At 66.0% G+C, this 14,374-nt stretch carries 13 protein-coding genes; 8 read left to right on the top strand and 5 right to left on the bottom strand.

Annotated elements, in window-relative coordinates:
* Window positions 1–24: 24 nt before the first annotated feature.
* Window positions 25–2,580 (top strand): heavy metal translocating P-type ATPase, encoded by a 2,556-nt coding sequence (locus ACFVY3_RS16760; RefSeq protein ID WP_400160601.1) that lies wholly within the window; start codon window positions 25–27, stop codon window positions 2,578–2,580.
* A 148-nt stretch (window positions 2,581–2,728) separates the two neighbouring features.
* Here ACFVY3_RS16760 and ACFVY3_RS16765 read toward each other — a convergent pair whose 3' ends face one another.
* Together ACFVY3_RS16765 and ACFVY3_RS16770 are read right to left on the bottom strand one after the other, a co-directional pair.
* Complete coding sequence (locus ACFVY3_RS16765; protein WP_400160602.1) at window positions 2,729–3,697, bottom strand: cytochrome c oxidase assembly protein; 969 nt, start codon at window positions 3,695–3,697, stop codon at window positions 2,729–2,731.
* 31 nt (window positions 3,698–3,728) lie between these two features.
* The gene (locus tag ACFVY3_RS16770) at window positions 3,729–4,148 is read right to left on the bottom strand and encodes an ArsR/SmtB family transcription factor (RefSeq protein ID WP_400160603.1); all 420 of its coding nucleotides are present in this window, start codon (window positions 4,146–4,148) and stop codon (window positions 3,729–3,731) included.
* Between the two features lie 180 nt (window positions 4,149–4,328).
* On the opposite strand from ACFVY3_RS16770, the gene ACFVY3_RS16775 reads away from it, so the two are divergent.
* The 5 genes from ACFVY3_RS16775 to ACFVY3_RS16795 all read left to right on the top strand — a co-directional run bounded on the left by ACFVY3_RS16775 (window position 4,329) and on the right by ACFVY3_RS16795 (window position 9,827).
* Window positions 4,329–6,422, top strand: coding sequence for a cytochrome c oxidase assembly protein (locus ACFVY3_RS16775; protein ID WP_400160604.1), 2,094 nt, complete (start codon window positions 4,329–4,331; stop codon window positions 6,420–6,422).
* Between the two features lie 91 nt (window positions 6,423–6,513).
* The gene (locus tag ACFVY3_RS16780; protein WP_011689621.1) at window positions 6,514–6,891 is read left to right on the top strand and encodes a helix-turn-helix transcriptional regulator; all 378 of its coding nucleotides are present in this window, start codon (window positions 6,514–6,516) and stop codon (window positions 6,889–6,891) included.
* The gene (locus ACFVY3_RS16785) at window positions 6,888–7,805 is read left to right on the top strand and encodes a cation diffusion facilitator family transporter (RefSeq protein WP_400160605.1); all 918 of its coding nucleotides are present in this window, start codon (window positions 6,888–6,890) and stop codon (window positions 7,803–7,805) included. The genes ACFVY3_RS16780 and ACFVY3_RS16785 overlap by 4 nt, the downstream gene beginning before the upstream one ends.
* Window positions 7,805–8,494, top strand: coding sequence for a DsbA family protein (locus tag ACFVY3_RS16790; RefSeq protein WP_400160606.1), 690 nt, complete (start codon window positions 7,805–7,807; stop codon window positions 8,492–8,494). Before ACFVY3_RS16785 ends, ACFVY3_RS16790 begins: the two co-directional genes overlap by 1 nt.
* Before the next feature lie 88 nt (window positions 8,495–8,582).
* Window positions 8,583–9,827, top strand: a complete 1,245-nt coding sequence (locus ACFVY3_RS16795) for a copper resistance protein CopC (RefSeq protein WP_400160607.1) — start codon at window positions 8,583–8,585, stop codon at window positions 9,825–9,827.
* Between the two features lie 53 nt (window positions 9,828–9,880).
* On the opposite strand, the gene ACFVY3_RS16800 is transcribed toward ACFVY3_RS16795, so the two are convergent.
* Together ACFVY3_RS16800 and ACFVY3_RS16805 are read right to left on the bottom strand one after the other, a co-directional pair.
* On the bottom strand, window positions 9,881–10,357 hold the full coding sequence (locus ACFVY3_RS16800; protein WP_253033717.1) for a hypothetical protein: 477 nt from the start codon (window positions 10,355–10,357) through the stop codon (window positions 9,881–9,883).
* Window positions 10,358–11,191: 834 nt separating this feature from the next.
* Complete coding sequence (locus ACFVY3_RS16805) at window positions 11,192–11,416, bottom strand: DUF3188 domain-containing protein (RefSeq protein WP_253033716.1); 225 nt, start codon at window positions 11,414–11,416, stop codon at window positions 11,192–11,194.
* Between the two features lie 315 nt (window positions 11,417–11,731).
* Between ACFVY3_RS16805 and ACFVY3_RS16810 the strand changes: the two genes are divergently transcribed.
* On the top strand, window positions 11,732–12,580 hold the full coding sequence (locus ACFVY3_RS16810) for an SURF1 family protein (protein WP_400160608.1): 849 nt from the start codon (window positions 11,732–11,734) through the stop codon (window positions 12,578–12,580).
* Window positions 12,581–12,862: 282 nt separating this feature from the next.
* Complete coding sequence (locus ACFVY3_RS16815) at window positions 12,863–13,198, top strand: DUF1016 N-terminal domain-containing protein (RefSeq protein WP_400160609.1); 336 nt, start codon at window positions 12,863–12,865, stop codon at window positions 13,196–13,198.
* 70 nt (window positions 13,199–13,268) lie between these two features.
* Here the strand turns inward: ACFVY3_RS16815 and ACFVY3_RS16820 are convergent, their stop codons facing one another.
* A complete protein-coding gene (locus ACFVY3_RS16820; protein ID WP_236803046.1) occupies window positions 13,269–13,841 on the bottom strand; it encodes a recombinase family protein in 573 nt (190 codons plus the stop codon).
* Window positions 13,842–14,374: the final 533 nt, after the last annotated feature.

A 14,374-nucleotide genomic window follows, 5' to 3' on the forward strand; every position in this document is an offset into this window, starting at 1 on the left:
GTCCCGAATCCAAGAACGGCACCCATGACCACCGACACACAACTTGACCTGAACACAGTGCTTCCCGAGGCGCTGGACGAAAAGGATGCCTGCGTCCGGCGCCTCACCGTCGGCCTGCAGGCCCGTGAGGGCGTCATCAGCGCCCACGTCAAAGAAGGGGAAGCCGCGGCGCAGCTGTGCGTGCATTTCGAACCCGACATCATCAGCCTGCAACGCATCCGGGAACTCGCCCTGTCCCTGGGTGCCCGGGTCGACAGCGACTTCGGACACCTCAGCCTCGACGTGGACGGCGTGTCACGGCCCGCCCGGGCCCAGCTGCTGGAACAGCGGCTGCGCAACACTGCCGGGATCGCCGAAGCCCACGTCTCTCCGACAGGTTCCGTCGCGGTCGAATACTTCGCCGACCAAACCTCGGATCCGGCGATCGTGGACCTGCTGGAGCGCTTCGGGACACCACCGCGCACCAGCCGGCCCCGCGCCGCAGAAGGCCCTGAGGCCGCTGAGCCCGGCGGCGCCGCAGCTGCCGTTCCGGAGGCCCAAGCGCATGAAAAGCATGAAGATCATGACCATAAGCACGGCGGGATCTTCGGGGAGCGCAGCGAACTGATCTTCGCCGTGCTGTGCGCCCTGACGCTCGCGACGGGCTTCTTCCTCGGGCTGAGCCCTGCGGTGCCGGACGCCGTCTCGACGGCCCTGTACATCGCGGCGTATTTCTTTGGCGGCTACTACACGCTCAAGGAAGCCATCCAGACGGTGATGGCCAAACGGTTCGAAATCGACTTTTTGATGCTGGTCGCAGCCGCCGGCGCGGCCGTGCTCGGGGACCTGGCCGAGGGCGCCCTGCTGCTGGCCTTGTTCAGCATAGGACACGCCCTGGAAAGCTATGCCATGGGCCGGGCACGGCGAGCGATCCAGGCACTGGCCGACCTCGCCCCCGCCACCGCGGTCGCGAAGCGCGGCGGGACTGAACAGGAAATCCCGGTCGGGCAACTCCGGCTCGGCGACACGGTCATCATCAAACCGAACACCCGCATCCCCTCCGACGGTTTCGTCACCGTCGGCCACAGCAGCGTCGATCAGGCCGCCGTGACCGGCGAGAGCATCCCGGTGGACAAGGCCCCGATCAGCCGGGGAACGCCCCGCAGCGGCCAGGATATCCCCGCGGAAAGCCGGATCTACGCCGGCACCGTCAACGGGCCGGGCGTTCTGGAAATCGAGGTCACCCGGCTGTCCAAGGATTCCACGCTCGCCCGGGTCGTGCGGATGGTCAGCGAAGCCCAGGCCCAGACCTCACCCACCCAGCGCTTCACCGACCGGTTCCAGCGGGTGTTCGTACCCGCGGTCCTGACCTTGGTCGTCGTGCTGCTGTTCGCCGGCCTCGTCATTGACGAACCGTTCTCCGCCACCCTGTACCGGGCCATGGCGGTTCTCGTCGCCGCCAGTCCCTGCGCTCTGGCAATCTCGACCCCGAGTGCTGTCCTGAGCGGGCTCGCCCGGGCCGCGCGCGGCGGCCTGCTCATCAAGGGCGGCGGCGCGCTGGAGAACCTCGGTACCCTGCGCGCGATAGCCTTCGACAAAACCGGAACCCTCACCGAGGGCAAACCGGAAATGACCGACGTCGAACCCGTCGACGGGGTCACGGAATCCGAACTGCTCAGCGTCGCCCTCGCCGTCGAATCACAGAGCGATCACCCGCTGGCCGCCGCCATCGTGCAGGCCGCGCGCGCCCGGCTCGACGGGACGCCGCTGCTCCAGGCCGGTGCGGTCGCCAGCATTACCGGCCGCGGCGTCAGCGCCCTGATCGACGGTGAAGAGATCCATATCGGCAAGCAACGGCTCTTCAGCGAGATCGGCGGCGCACCGTTGCCTGCGGAAATCACGGAATCGACAGCCCGGCTCGAGGCATCCGGGCGGACCACCATGGTCATCCGCCGGGGGACCCGGTACCTCGGCGTCCTCGGCCTCATGGACACCCCCCGCGCCTCCGCGCAACAGGTCGTTTCCCGGCTGCGCCAGGCCGGCATCCGTCACATGATCATGCTCTCCGGAGACAACCAGACCGTAGCGGACGCCGTCGCCGGACAACTCGGACTCGACGAGGCCCGCGGTGACCTGATGCCTGAAGACAAAGTCAAGGCAGTGATCGAGCTGCGCACCAGGGAATATAAGGTAGCCATGGTCGGCGACGGCGTCAACGACGCACCCGCGATGGCGAATGCCACCGTCGGGATCGCCATGGGCGCCGCCGGCTCGGACGTGGCCATGGAAACCGCCGACGTCGCGCTCATGGGAGATGACCTCGAGCGGCTCCCCTTCGCCGTGAACCTCAGCCGGCGCTCCAGCCGGATCATCCGCCAGAACCTCTGGGCAAGCCTGGGGGTCGTTGCTGTCCTGATCCCGGCAACTATCACCGGGACCATCGGCATCGGCCTCGCCGTCCTGATCCACGAAGGATCCACCCTGCTCGTCGTCGCCAACGCCCTCCGCCTCCTCGCCTACCGCGAACCGGCAACGGAGGAGGAATCCGTCAGGCCCTCGGGCGCACCCGTAGAGCCGGTGATGGCACGGCGTCCTGACTAAGAACGAAGAACGCCGCGCCCTGCCCGTCCCTGGCGCGTGGATTCCTGCGGGCAGGCTGGGGACGCGGCCGGATAAGTCGCACGGGAAGCCCATAGACCACTCATCTCGTCCGGAGCAACCGGCAAGACCGGGGCAGGGGCGGTGAGGATCACCGGCGGCGTTCCGGCCGGCGGGCCAGCTGCTGAAGGTAGTCGTTATACGCGTCCAGCTCCGGAGTGCCCTCCGTCGTGGCGGCCCGGTCTGAGCGGACCCAGCCTTTGGCCTCATCCCGCTGCCAGCGGACCAGGATGAACATGAGCATCAGGACCCCGGGCAGTTCCCCGTAGGACCAGGCCAGGCCGCCGGCGACTCCCTGGTCCGTCATGGGGTTGACGTTCCATTGCGGGGGAGGTGTGGAGAAGAAGTCGATCATCGGCGCGGTGGCCATCATGAGGACGACGCCGAAGAACGCGTGCAGGGGCATTTCGGCGAACATATCGATCATCCGGCCGAAATGGCTTTGGCGCGTCGGCAGCGGGTCCGCTGAGATCAGCGGAACCGTGAACAATATACCGGCGGCCAGGAACAGCAACTCGAGTCCGACGTGCCCGTACCAGCTGGGCAGGAGGAGATCCGCAGTACCGGAGAAGTACACGCCGTAGAAGCTGAGCAGAAACAGCGGCACCATGAAGGCCGGGTGGATCGCCAGCCGGCCCCAGCGGGAGCGGAGACCCCAAATGGCGGCGCGCAGGACCACCCGGCCCGGCCCGAAGTGAGGTGTAGCCCGCAACAGCAGCGTCCCGGGGGAGCCGATTACCAGCAGCGGCGGCACGGCCATCATCAGCGTCAACTGCTGGAACATGAAGATTGAGAACATCCGCAGCCCGTAGCCTTCGATCCCGGCGCCCATGACCACGATGATGGCCAGGGAGCCGGTTAGGAAGGATGCGGTGCGGACCGGCGACCAGCGCCGACCCTGCCGCCAGAGACTTATGGCACCGGCGAGATACAGCAGCGCGCCGAGAGCGGCCAGAGCCGGTATCAGGGGTATGGGCTGCAGGTTGGGAGCCAAGTATTCGGCCAGCGAAGGGGGCAGCGTCGGGGTCCAGACGGGCCCGTCGATTTCCGGTTCCGCCATCACGGCACCCGGATCCGGCGTGCCGGGTGCGTTAGCGTCCGGCGACCATTTTCAGTCTGTCCTGCCCGGTGTGCCCGACATGTGTCAGGCCCAGGTCCAGGAGCATGCGGACGTGGGCGTCCGCCAGCGAGTAATAGGCCATCCTGCCGGCGCGCCGGACGGTCACCACGCGTGGTCCGCGCAGCAGCCTCAGGGCATGTGAGACGCCGGATTCGCTCAGGCCCGTGGTGGCGGCCAGATCGCAGACGCACATTTCGCCTTCGAGCAGGGCGATGAGGATCCGGACCCGTCCCGGATCCGAGAGCAAGCCGAAGATGACGGCAAGGTCCGCGACCTCGGCCTCCGCGGGCATCCGGGAGCGGACCTGTTCGACTTTGTCGGCATCCACCAGGCGGAGGGAGCATTCGCTGACCCGGCCGGCAGGTGTCGGGGGCCGTGAGCTTGTGGTCATTTGTCAAGATTACCTCTAATGCTAATGCTTCGCATTTACTCCGCGGCGGGGGACCACCCCGGGCGTCCGTTTAACGTGTGAACAACTCTACAGATAATCTGGTTGAGACCGGCAGTGCGCCGGCACCGCCTGCGGCTGTACACGGCAGCGGGTCCGGACCCACGACTTTGAGGATGCATAGTGGCGTTGAAAGCCCCCGCCTCTGCCAACACGCCGACGGTTTCGCCGCGGTTGGTCTGGCTCGCCGTTGCCGGTGTCATTGCGGTGGTGGCGGTCCTGGCGGCCAGTGCATACGGCAGCGCCGCCCTGCCTCCGGAAACCCGGGACCCTGGAGCTCTGGTGCGCTGGGGCTACGGGATCGCCCAGACTCTCCAGAACACCGCCGCCGCGGCCACGATCGGCGCCCTCGTTTTCGCTGCCTGCATCATCCCGCCGGCGCTGCGGGGTCCGGGGCGCGGGAACCCCGGCCGAAGGGGACCGGTCTCTGCGGCGGTGGAGCACCCCGCGTTCACCCGCATCATGGTGCTGGCGTCCACGGCCAGCGTGCTCTGGACGCTGTCCGCCATGGCCGTCCTGGTCTTCAGTTTCTCCGACATCACCGGCATCCCCATCTCCGGCAGCAGCGAATACGCCTCCCAGCTGGCCTCCTACATCACCGAGTTGCCGACAGGGACAGCGTGGCTGTGGGTGGTCATCATTTCCGCGTCGGTATCGACGCTCACGTTCGGTCTCCGGTCCCGCGGCGGACTCGCCGCTGCGGCGCTGCTGTCCCTGGCCGGGCTCCTTCCCATGATCCTCATCGGGCACGCTGCCGGCGGCAGCGACCACGAGCAGGCCATCAACTCCCTGGGCCTTCATCTGGTGGGGGTGTGCTTGTGGCTGGGTGGGCTGATTGCGCTGACGGTCGGAGGGACTGCCTTTGGCAAGGACACCGCGGCGGTCCTGGAACGGTTTTCTACCCTGGCCGGTTTCGCTTTCATCCTCGTGGTCGCCTCCGGCATCATCAACGCCGCCATCCGCATCGACCTCCCCGCGGGGCTGGCCTCGCCTTACGGCGTCCTCCTTCTGGGCAAGACAGCTGCCGCCCTCGTTTTGGGCGCCATCGGCTTACTGCACCGCCGACGAATCCTCCCGCAGCTGTCCCTGAAGCCCGGACCCGGGACGCACACCCGGTTGCTGTGGCGCTTCATCGTCGTGGAGCTTTTGATAATGGGCGCGGCCAGCGGCCTGGCCGCGGCCCTGAGCCGGACGCCTCCGCCCGGGGGAGAGGACATCCGGCCGACCCTGACGCCGGCAGAGATCCTCACCGGCTACCTGCTGCCCCCGGAGCTGACTGCAGAGCGGTGGTTCACCGTCTGGCGGCCGGACTGGCTCTGGATCGCCGTGGCCGTGACCGGCGCTTATCTGTATCTGCGGGCCGCGCGGCGCCTCCGGGTCCGCGGTGACACCTGGCCCTGGGCCCGGTCGCTGCTGTGGCTGACCGGCCTGGCCGCACTGGTGTTCTTCACCTCAGGCGGTCCGTCTGTCTACGGCAGGGTCCTGTTCAGCGCCCACATGCTGGACCACATGGCTCTAACCATGGTCGTCCCGGTGTTCCTCGTCCTCGGGTCCCCGGTCACCCTCGCGCTTCGAACACTGGCCCCACGGCATGACGGTTCCCGCGGCCCCAGGGAATGGATCATGGTTCTGGTCCATTCACGGGTGGCCGCCATCGTGACCCACCCTTTGTTCGTTGCCGCCAACTTCGCCGGATCCATCGTTCTCTTTTACTACTCCGACGCGTTCGGCTTCGCCCTCCGTGAACACGTCGGGCATGAACTAATGACGGTCCATTTCGTTATCACCGGCTACCTCTTTGTTCTATCCATGATCGGCACCGACCCTGTTCCGCGCCGTGCGCCCTACCCGCTGCGGCTGCTGCTGCTACTGGCCACCATGGCTTTCCACGCCTTCTTCGGCGTGACCCTGATGGGCTCAACCACCCTGATCCAGTCGGACTGGTTCACCGGTCTGGGGCGGGACTGGGGGCTGCCGGCGCTGGAGGATCAGCAGATGGCCGGTGCGATCACTTGGGGTATCGGCGAGATCCCCACCGTGCTGATTGCCCTCGGCGTGGCGGTCATGTGGTCACGGTCCGATGCCCGCGAAACCCGGCGCACCGACCGTGCCGCAGCCCGGAACAACGACGCCGACCTCACCGCCTACAACGCCATGCTCGCCCGCCTCGAGGAACGCAGCACCGCAACGGACCGGACCCATGACCGGGCCAACTAGCGCACTGCGACCCCTCCGCCCCGGCACCCAACTGCCAGCCGGACAGAACACGAAATGCTCCGAATCCAGAAATCACTGTATTATCCGGGAAATGCGCATACTGTCCACGCCCGATGTTCTGGCACGCTTCGGCAAGGCACTGGCCGACCCGACCCGGGCAGCCATCCTGCTCGAACTCAAATCCGGCCCGGCGTGCCCCTCGGAACTTGCCGACCGGATCGGAGTCAGCCGCCAGATCCTCTCCAACCACCTGGCCTGTCTGCGCGACTGCGGGTTGGTGGCCGGGGACCCCGCAGGACGACGGGTCCAATACCGACTCTCGGACCCGCGACTGGTGCACGCCCTGGATGACCTGCTCGGCACGATCCTGACCGTCGACCCGATCTGCAGCTGTGCCGAGCCCGATTGTCCCCAGGACAAGCCGTCCCCGCTGACCGGCCAGGAACGCATGACGAAGGTAGGCCCATGAGCGGGCACGATCACGACCATGGCGCGGCCGCCGCGGGTAACCGCAGCAAACTGATTCTCGTCTTCGCCATCACGTTCACCGTGATGATCGCGGAGATCATCGGCTCGGTCCTCACCGGCAGCCTGGCGCTCCTGGCCGACGCGGGCCACATGTTCACCGACTCGACCGGGCTGCTCATCGCCCTGATCGCCGCCTCGCTGGCCCTGAAACCTGCCACGGCCAAACGGACCTGGGGGTACAAGCGCGCAGAAATCATCGCCGCGGCCGGGCAGGCTGCCTTGCTGCTGGGCGTCGGCGGGTTTGTCATCGTTGAGGGCATCCGCCGCCTCATCGAGCCGCCCGAAATCGGAGGCGGAACGATGTTGTGGTTCGGCGTCATCGGCCTCGCCGGCAACGCCGTGGGGCTCATTGTTCTGGCCTCGGGCCGGAACCACAACTTCAACATGAAGGCCGCGTTCCTGGAAGTGCTCAACGATGCGCTGGGGTCGGTGGCCGTGATTGTCGCGGCGATCATCATTGCCGTCACCGGCTGGGTCCAGGCCGACGCCGTCGTGTCCCTGCTGATCGGTGTCCTGATCATTCCCCGTACGCTGAAGCTGCTCCGGGACACCGTCAACGTGCTGATGGAAAACGCCCCGCAGGGCCTGGACATGAACGAGGTCCGCGAACACATCCTAGCCCTGCCCCACGTCATTGACGTCCACGACCTGCACGCCTCCCTCGTCGCCTCCGGGACACCCGTCCTCTCGGCGCACGTCACCGTCGAGGACGGCTGCATGACGGACGGCCACGCTGCGACCATCCTGGCGGACCTGCAGAGTTGCGTGGCCGAACACTTCGACGTCAGCGTCGAACACTCCACCTTCCAGATCGAACCCGCCGCCCACCGCGACCAGGAAAGCATCCACCACTGATGACACAGACCACGACAGCCCCCGCCCCACCGGACCCCGCGAAAAAGGTCCGTCTGGTCCTCTGGATCCTCCTGGGCGTCATCGTCACCGCCGGCGTGATCTGGTACGCGGTCTTCACCGCCGCTAAGCCGGCGCCGCCGGCACCGCAGCCGGTGGCCGACGCGCAGCTGGTCCGCGACGACAGCCACCGCGTCACTTCACCGGCCACAGAGAAGGCCCAGCTGGTCGAGTTCCTGGACTTCGAATGTGAATCCTGCCGGGCAGCGCAGCCGCTCGTGGAGGAACTGAAGAAGGAATTCGGCGACAGGATCACCTTCGTCAACCGCTACTTCCCGCTTCCCGGACACAGGAACTCCGGAACCGCGGCCCTGGCCGTGGAGGCCGCCGCGCAGCAGGGCAAGTACGAGCAGATGTACACCAAAATGTTCGACACCCAGCCGCAATGGGGCGAAAAGCAGGACTCCCAGGCGCCCCTGTTCAGAACGTACGCGCAGGAACTGAACCTGGACCTGACCAAGTACGACGCCGCCGTAGCGGACGAAAAAACCATTGACCGGATCCGCAAAGACGTCGCCGACGGCAAGGCGCTGGGAGTGACCGGCACCCCGACCTTCTTCCTCAACGGCCAAAAGCTGACACTCAGCACCGAGGCGGACTTCCGGCAGAAACTTACCGACGCCGCCAAATAAGGCAGTCGCCCTGCACGGCCGCCTGCTTTTGCCCGGCCAACACTTTCTACGTAGTGTAAAACTTTCTGCCTGAGGAAGGAGCCCGACGGTGAAACGACGCGCGCCGTTTCGGGTCACCAGGGCCCTCGCCGCGGCCGGGACGGCCCTCTTCCTTGCCGCAGCTGCGCATCTTGGCGCCGGGGGGGCACTGCCGACGCCGCCGGTCATGGCAGCGCTGGCCGCTCTGGCCGCCCTCACCGCAGCGCCCCTTACCGCGCGGACCATGACAGCCCCCATCCTTGTCGGCTATCTCCTCGCCGGGCAGTTCGCCCTCCACCATGCCTTCGCCGCACTGTCTGTCCCCGCAGCACCCGGGGGTGTGCCGGTTGCACACGTACACGGCAGGACGGACGTTTCCTTCCAGGGATCCGTCGGCCGGCCGGGAGTCCCGGACGCCTATCCGACCGATGCCATGCTCGGGCTGCATCTTCTGGCCACGCTCGCCACCGCCCTGGTCCTCGCACGGGCCGAGGCCACGCTGTGGATGCTGGCCTCATGGCTGAAGGCCCTGATAGCCCCGCCGGCTCCAGCGGCCCTGCCACCCGTGTCCCGCACCGCAGCCACCGGCGAGGGGCGGCGCATCCACCTGGGAACTTCGCCCGGACGGGTCCCGGCGAGGGGGCCGCCGCGGACAGCGGCCTGCTCGGCCGTCCCCGACACCCTCCCAACCACCCAGAATTGCGAACACACCATGAACCTGACCCACAAAAAGCGCACCCTCCTTTCCGTGGCCCTCGCAACCGGGCTGTTAATCCCTGCGATGGCCGCCGGGCCAGCGCAGGCCCACGATGCCCTTCGGTCCACATCCCCGGCAGCGGACACAACCGTGACCTCCACGCCAGAGACAGTCTCGCTAACTCTCTCGGAGCCACCGACCGATTCGGCCAGTCTGAACCTGAGCGTCATCACGGTCACCGACGGGGAGGGGAAAACAATCAGTGACGGAAAAGTGACCGTTACGGGCGCCACGATCTCCACGAAAGTCACCCCGGGGGCCAATGGAGCCCACAAGGTGCTGTGGCGGGCCGTCTCCTCCGACGGACACCCGATCGACGGAAACTACGCGTTCACCGTCCAGAACCCGTCCCGAACTGCGTCGGCCGCACCCGCGACGCCGTCGCCGGCGCAGACCTCCGCCCCCGCCGCAGCAGGCAGCACAGAAGTTGAACCGGCCAAAGGACCCAGCAACGACAACGCGCTCCTCACGCTCGGCGTCGCGGCCGCGGTCATCGCTGCACTGGCCGGCATCCTCTTCCTGGCCCGCCGCAAGCGGGCGAGAAACGAGAACTCCTAAAGCCCGGGACGCACTCCCGCCCGACCCAGGGACCGGACCACCCGGTACCAGAGTCAGCCCCGGGCGGCGGCCACCGCGGCCGCCGCCCGGCGGAACCGGTACCGTGTCAGGACCCCGCCGGCGGTGGCGGCGGCCATGATGACCAGACCTCCTACGCCAATGTTAAATAGCACCGGTGACCAGCCCGACAGCGGCGCGGACGCATCTGCCGCGGCGACGATGGTCCCCCAGTACGCGATGGTGGCTGCCATCCAGACGGCGCCAGCGGCAACCGTCAGCCAGGACCACCGCGAGAACCATGTTCGGCCAGGGCCGTATGACAATGCCACGGCAACGGCGACGACGCCGCCGACAGCCAGGATCTGAAGACCAAGCAGGTAGGGCCCGGCGACCAGTCCGACCGGTACACAAAGCCCGCCGATGAGCACCAGGCGCCGGGCACCCAGTGGCATACCTGCGTCCGGACCCTTGCCGGAGCTGGGCGGCAGGGGGTTCTGGCGGTCGTCGTCGGCTGGAGACATCGTTTTCATGGATCCTTGAGAGAGTCGAGGTTGGGGGATGCACCTGCGGCGGCGCCACAGTGCGCACGCCTGGAGGCACAGGCTGCGTTAACCTCCCCCAGAGACGTTACAGCAACGCCTGAACAGATGTAGAGCGGGCAGAAGGAACTTGACTGCGATCTGGCCGACGGCCCCGGCGCCCAGTCCCAGCAGGAACGCGCCCAGGGTCGGCTGGTACACGGTGGGCCGGCCACGACCCCGAGGACGGCCGGCGCAGGCAGCGATCCGGACCCGGAAGGCGCATGCCCTGGCCCCCTCAATTGACGAAGCTCCGGTCAAATAGCGGTTGACCGAAGCTTCGCTCCATTATGCACAGCTGCGCCTTACCGTTCGCTGGGAAGGCCGCCCCGTCCATGAGGGTCCCTTGACCCTGACCTTCGCCTCGTGTTCTTCACGGCTTTCCGTGCAGCCTGGGCGAAATCATCCTGCAGTGCGGCAGCGGAGGAGTCCGCCTGCTCGGGACCCGATGACGACCGGTCCGAGCGGCCACATCGGAAAATCTGCCGGAGGCCGTGCCGCTCGGGGTGGAGCAACCGGCACGCATTTGCTGTTTGATGCAGGGTTCGGGCTAGGCGGGAGACGGCGGGAACCTGATGCTTTTTGATGCGTTGGGCGGCAGTACTGGCCATGGCCCGAATTGTCCAGTTGCGGATTGCCCGCCACCGACGATGGGCCGGGAAGGATGTTCGATGAAAAAACCACGACGGTAAGCCTGGGGGAAAATGCCGAATCCGGGCCATGCACCGGATGGGATGGAAACAACGGTGGCCAGGAATTCGCCCCCGGCATCCGCCCGTCTCTGGGCTACTTTTGGAGGCGTCTCCGGACCCCCTGACCGCGGACGACGACGCCTGTGCTGTGAAGCACAAGGCCCACTCCGATGACCGGAAGGGACGCGACCGTCAGGCCATCGATCCGGGACAGGTTTCCCGCGATGTTCAGGAGTATCCCGGCCGCGATCAGGCCCATGGCACCAAACACGAGCGCCTTGTACGAGCCGGTCGAGGTGTTCCAAAATTCATTTAGCACCCTGGCAGTTTAGCGGCTGGCTCTCCGGAACGGCCGGCGGATACCAGGTCGCGGCCGGTTCCTCGCGCTGGTGTGCGGGCGATGACCCTGCTCCTTCCCAACGCGCATCGGAGCACGCACAGCTCCGACTCTCAAAACTGGCTTGCGGAATGGGGACGGTCCGGCCCGCGGCTAGGGTGGTGATGTGCACTGCGACATTACTGAAGAAAAATCCCGGTCCGGAACATCCTCCCGGGCGCGAGGTGCGGGCAGGCCTTGCCTTGCCGGAACCAGGCGCGGCGCGCTGGGGCCGGGGACGCTACTTCGGTCCGGCCAGTGACGTACTCGTTCCTTCTGACCCGGCAGTGGCTGGGGATACTGGGGCTCGCCGCACTCTTCGCCGCGGCCTGCGTCGGATTGGGAAGCTGGCAATTGGAGCGCCGGAATCAGGCCGTGGCAGAGATCCAACGTGTCCAACAAAACTATGACAAAGAACCCATCCCGTTCGAATCTGCCCGTAGGCACTTCGAAGTAGCCGGACCCGGAGCCAAGTGGACGCCCGTATCGGTGCGCGGCCATTACCTGGCGTCTGATCAGCGGATCGTCAGAAACCGGCCAAACAATTCCGCTCCCGGGTATGAGGTCCTGGTTCCCTTTCGACTGGTTTCCGGGGAGACAATCGTGATCAACCGGGGGTGGCTGCCCATCGGCAATCTCAAGCCCGGTTACCCCGATGCCGTACCTGCTCCTCCGGAAGGAACCATCGACGCCGTCGTGCGGCTGAAGCCCGCGGAGCCCGGATTGGGCCGTGCCGCGCCCGAGGGCCAGCTGGCCAGCATCGAACTGGTGGCATACACGCGCCAGCTCGCGTATCCACTAATGACGGGCAGCTATGGTCTGATGGCTTCGGAGTCTCCCGGACCGGATGAAACGCCGCTGCAATTGACCCCACCATCCGTGCAGGAGGGGTCCAACCTTTCCTACGCCCTGCAGTGGATCACCTTCGGCGTGCTCGCCTTCGTGGGCTTCGGATACACAGCCCGGCAACACGCCCGGATGCGGCGCGAGGAACTTGAAGAGGCTGCCCCGGTCACGGCCAACAGTCCGCTTCACCCGTCCCGCGCGCGGCGGCGCGCCGGCTCGGACGACGAAGAGGATGCCATGCTTGACGCTCTCGGCCTTTAAAGCACGGCATCCCGTTTCTTGCCATTTCGCGCGTCGACCTGCGTGACCTACATGTGGCCCACGGGGCTGGCTCTGGTCATACCGGTGCCCGTCCCCGCGGTGACAAGCCATTCACGTGCTGAATGCCTAACCCTGGCGCTGCCTCGGGATCCGTTCGCAGTCAATGGCAAGCAGCGACGGGAAATCAAAGCGCTAACAACGGAAAAACGGTCCAGCCGCTAAGGATCGAAGCTCCAGCTGGAGATGCCCTTCCAACCTGGCCGGCTCGATAGGCTCGAACCTATGACTGATGCCCGTGACCTCACCCTCCCCACGGGCTACATCGACCTGCTCGGAGAGCTCAAGAACCGGGTCCGGGCCGCACGCACGAGAGCGCTGCGAACGGTCAACACGCAGTTGATCGAGTTGTACTGGTCCATCGGGCGAGATGTCAGTGCCCAGCAGGAGCAACAGGGGTGGGGGAGTGGCGTCATCAAACGGCTGGCTGACGACCTTCGGGCGGAGTTCCCGGAGATGAAGGGATTCTCCGCCCGGAACGTTCAGTACAGGCCCGGTACTCCTGAGAGTGTCGGCAGGGGCAATCTGGATGATCGAGTCCTATTGGTTCAGTGGTTGTAGGCGATGACTGAGCCCTGAACGGCCCTACCTTACGGACATGCCGTCGTTCTGTTGTGGCAGCGACCGTCGTTCATGATTTGGCGAGGTGGCGGTAGATGGTGGGCCGGGTAACGCCAAATTCCTTGGCAATGTGCTCGACCGTGTGGGCACGTCTGCCGTCTGGGCCTTTTTCTTCATACATTTCCTGGGCCAGCCGTACTTGGCGGGGGCCGAGTTTGGGTTTCTGGCCGCCGGTGCGCCCCCTCGCCCTGGCCGCGGCCAGACCGTCACGGGTACGTTCGGACATCAGCGCGTGTTCGAACTCGGCGATCGAGCCAAGGATTTGGAAGAACATCCGCCCCATCGGTGTGGATGTGTCGATGCTCTGGTCCAGGACCACCAGATCAACCCCGCGCTCCTGGAGTGTCTTGGAGACCTCGATGAGGTTTTCCAACGACCGGCCGAGTCGGTCAAGTTTGGTCACGACGAGTTGGTCCCCAGCGCGGTTGGCCGAGAGCAGGGCCTTGTCCAGTTCTGGCCGGCGGGCTAGCTTTCCCGAGGCCACATCAACGAATACCTGGTCACAGCCGGCCGCGGTCAGGGCATCGTGCTGGGCTTCGGGGTGCTGATCACGGGTAGAGACCCGTCCGTATCCAACGCGCATCCCCATAACGTATCACCAACCCTGCACGGCATTACACAGACGCGTACGCGGAAAGCATTACAAAATCGACCCCTGAAGTGCGCGATCCGCTGAACAGGTCGAGAGATGTCTCGCGAACGATCGTTACCGTTACGGCTGTGTTCTGTAAGTACCTCCGCTTCCGGAAGTTGCGGGGCAAGTCGGGGCATGAGGATGGCATCGTCATCAAGAGAGACCTGAAGATGCTGACGCGCTTGGCCGAGGTGGAGCGGAATGCTCGTTCACGGGGGAGCGTGTCTATGCCAGCGCCTGCACGATGAATGTCCTAAGTGCCAATGGTGTTGCCCGTTTTTCAGGACAGGCTCAGGATCCCGGCGGCGAGCTCAGGGGCCTTGCCTCGTGATTCTCCTCGCCGGGCTGAAACCGCCGGGACTATCTCATTAACGGTGTATCCGGCGGTTTCCTTTAGTAGTTTTCAGCTGCCGGGAATCGGTCGCTGAAGGTGATGGCGAAGGCGTTCAAAGCGGGCTTCCAACGCACGGCCCATCGGGTCC

This window comes from Arthrobacter sp. BPSS-3 (assembly GCF_044628475.1).
Classification (GTDB): Bacteria; Actinomycetota; Actinomycetes; order Actinomycetales; family Micrococcaceae; genus Arthrobacter.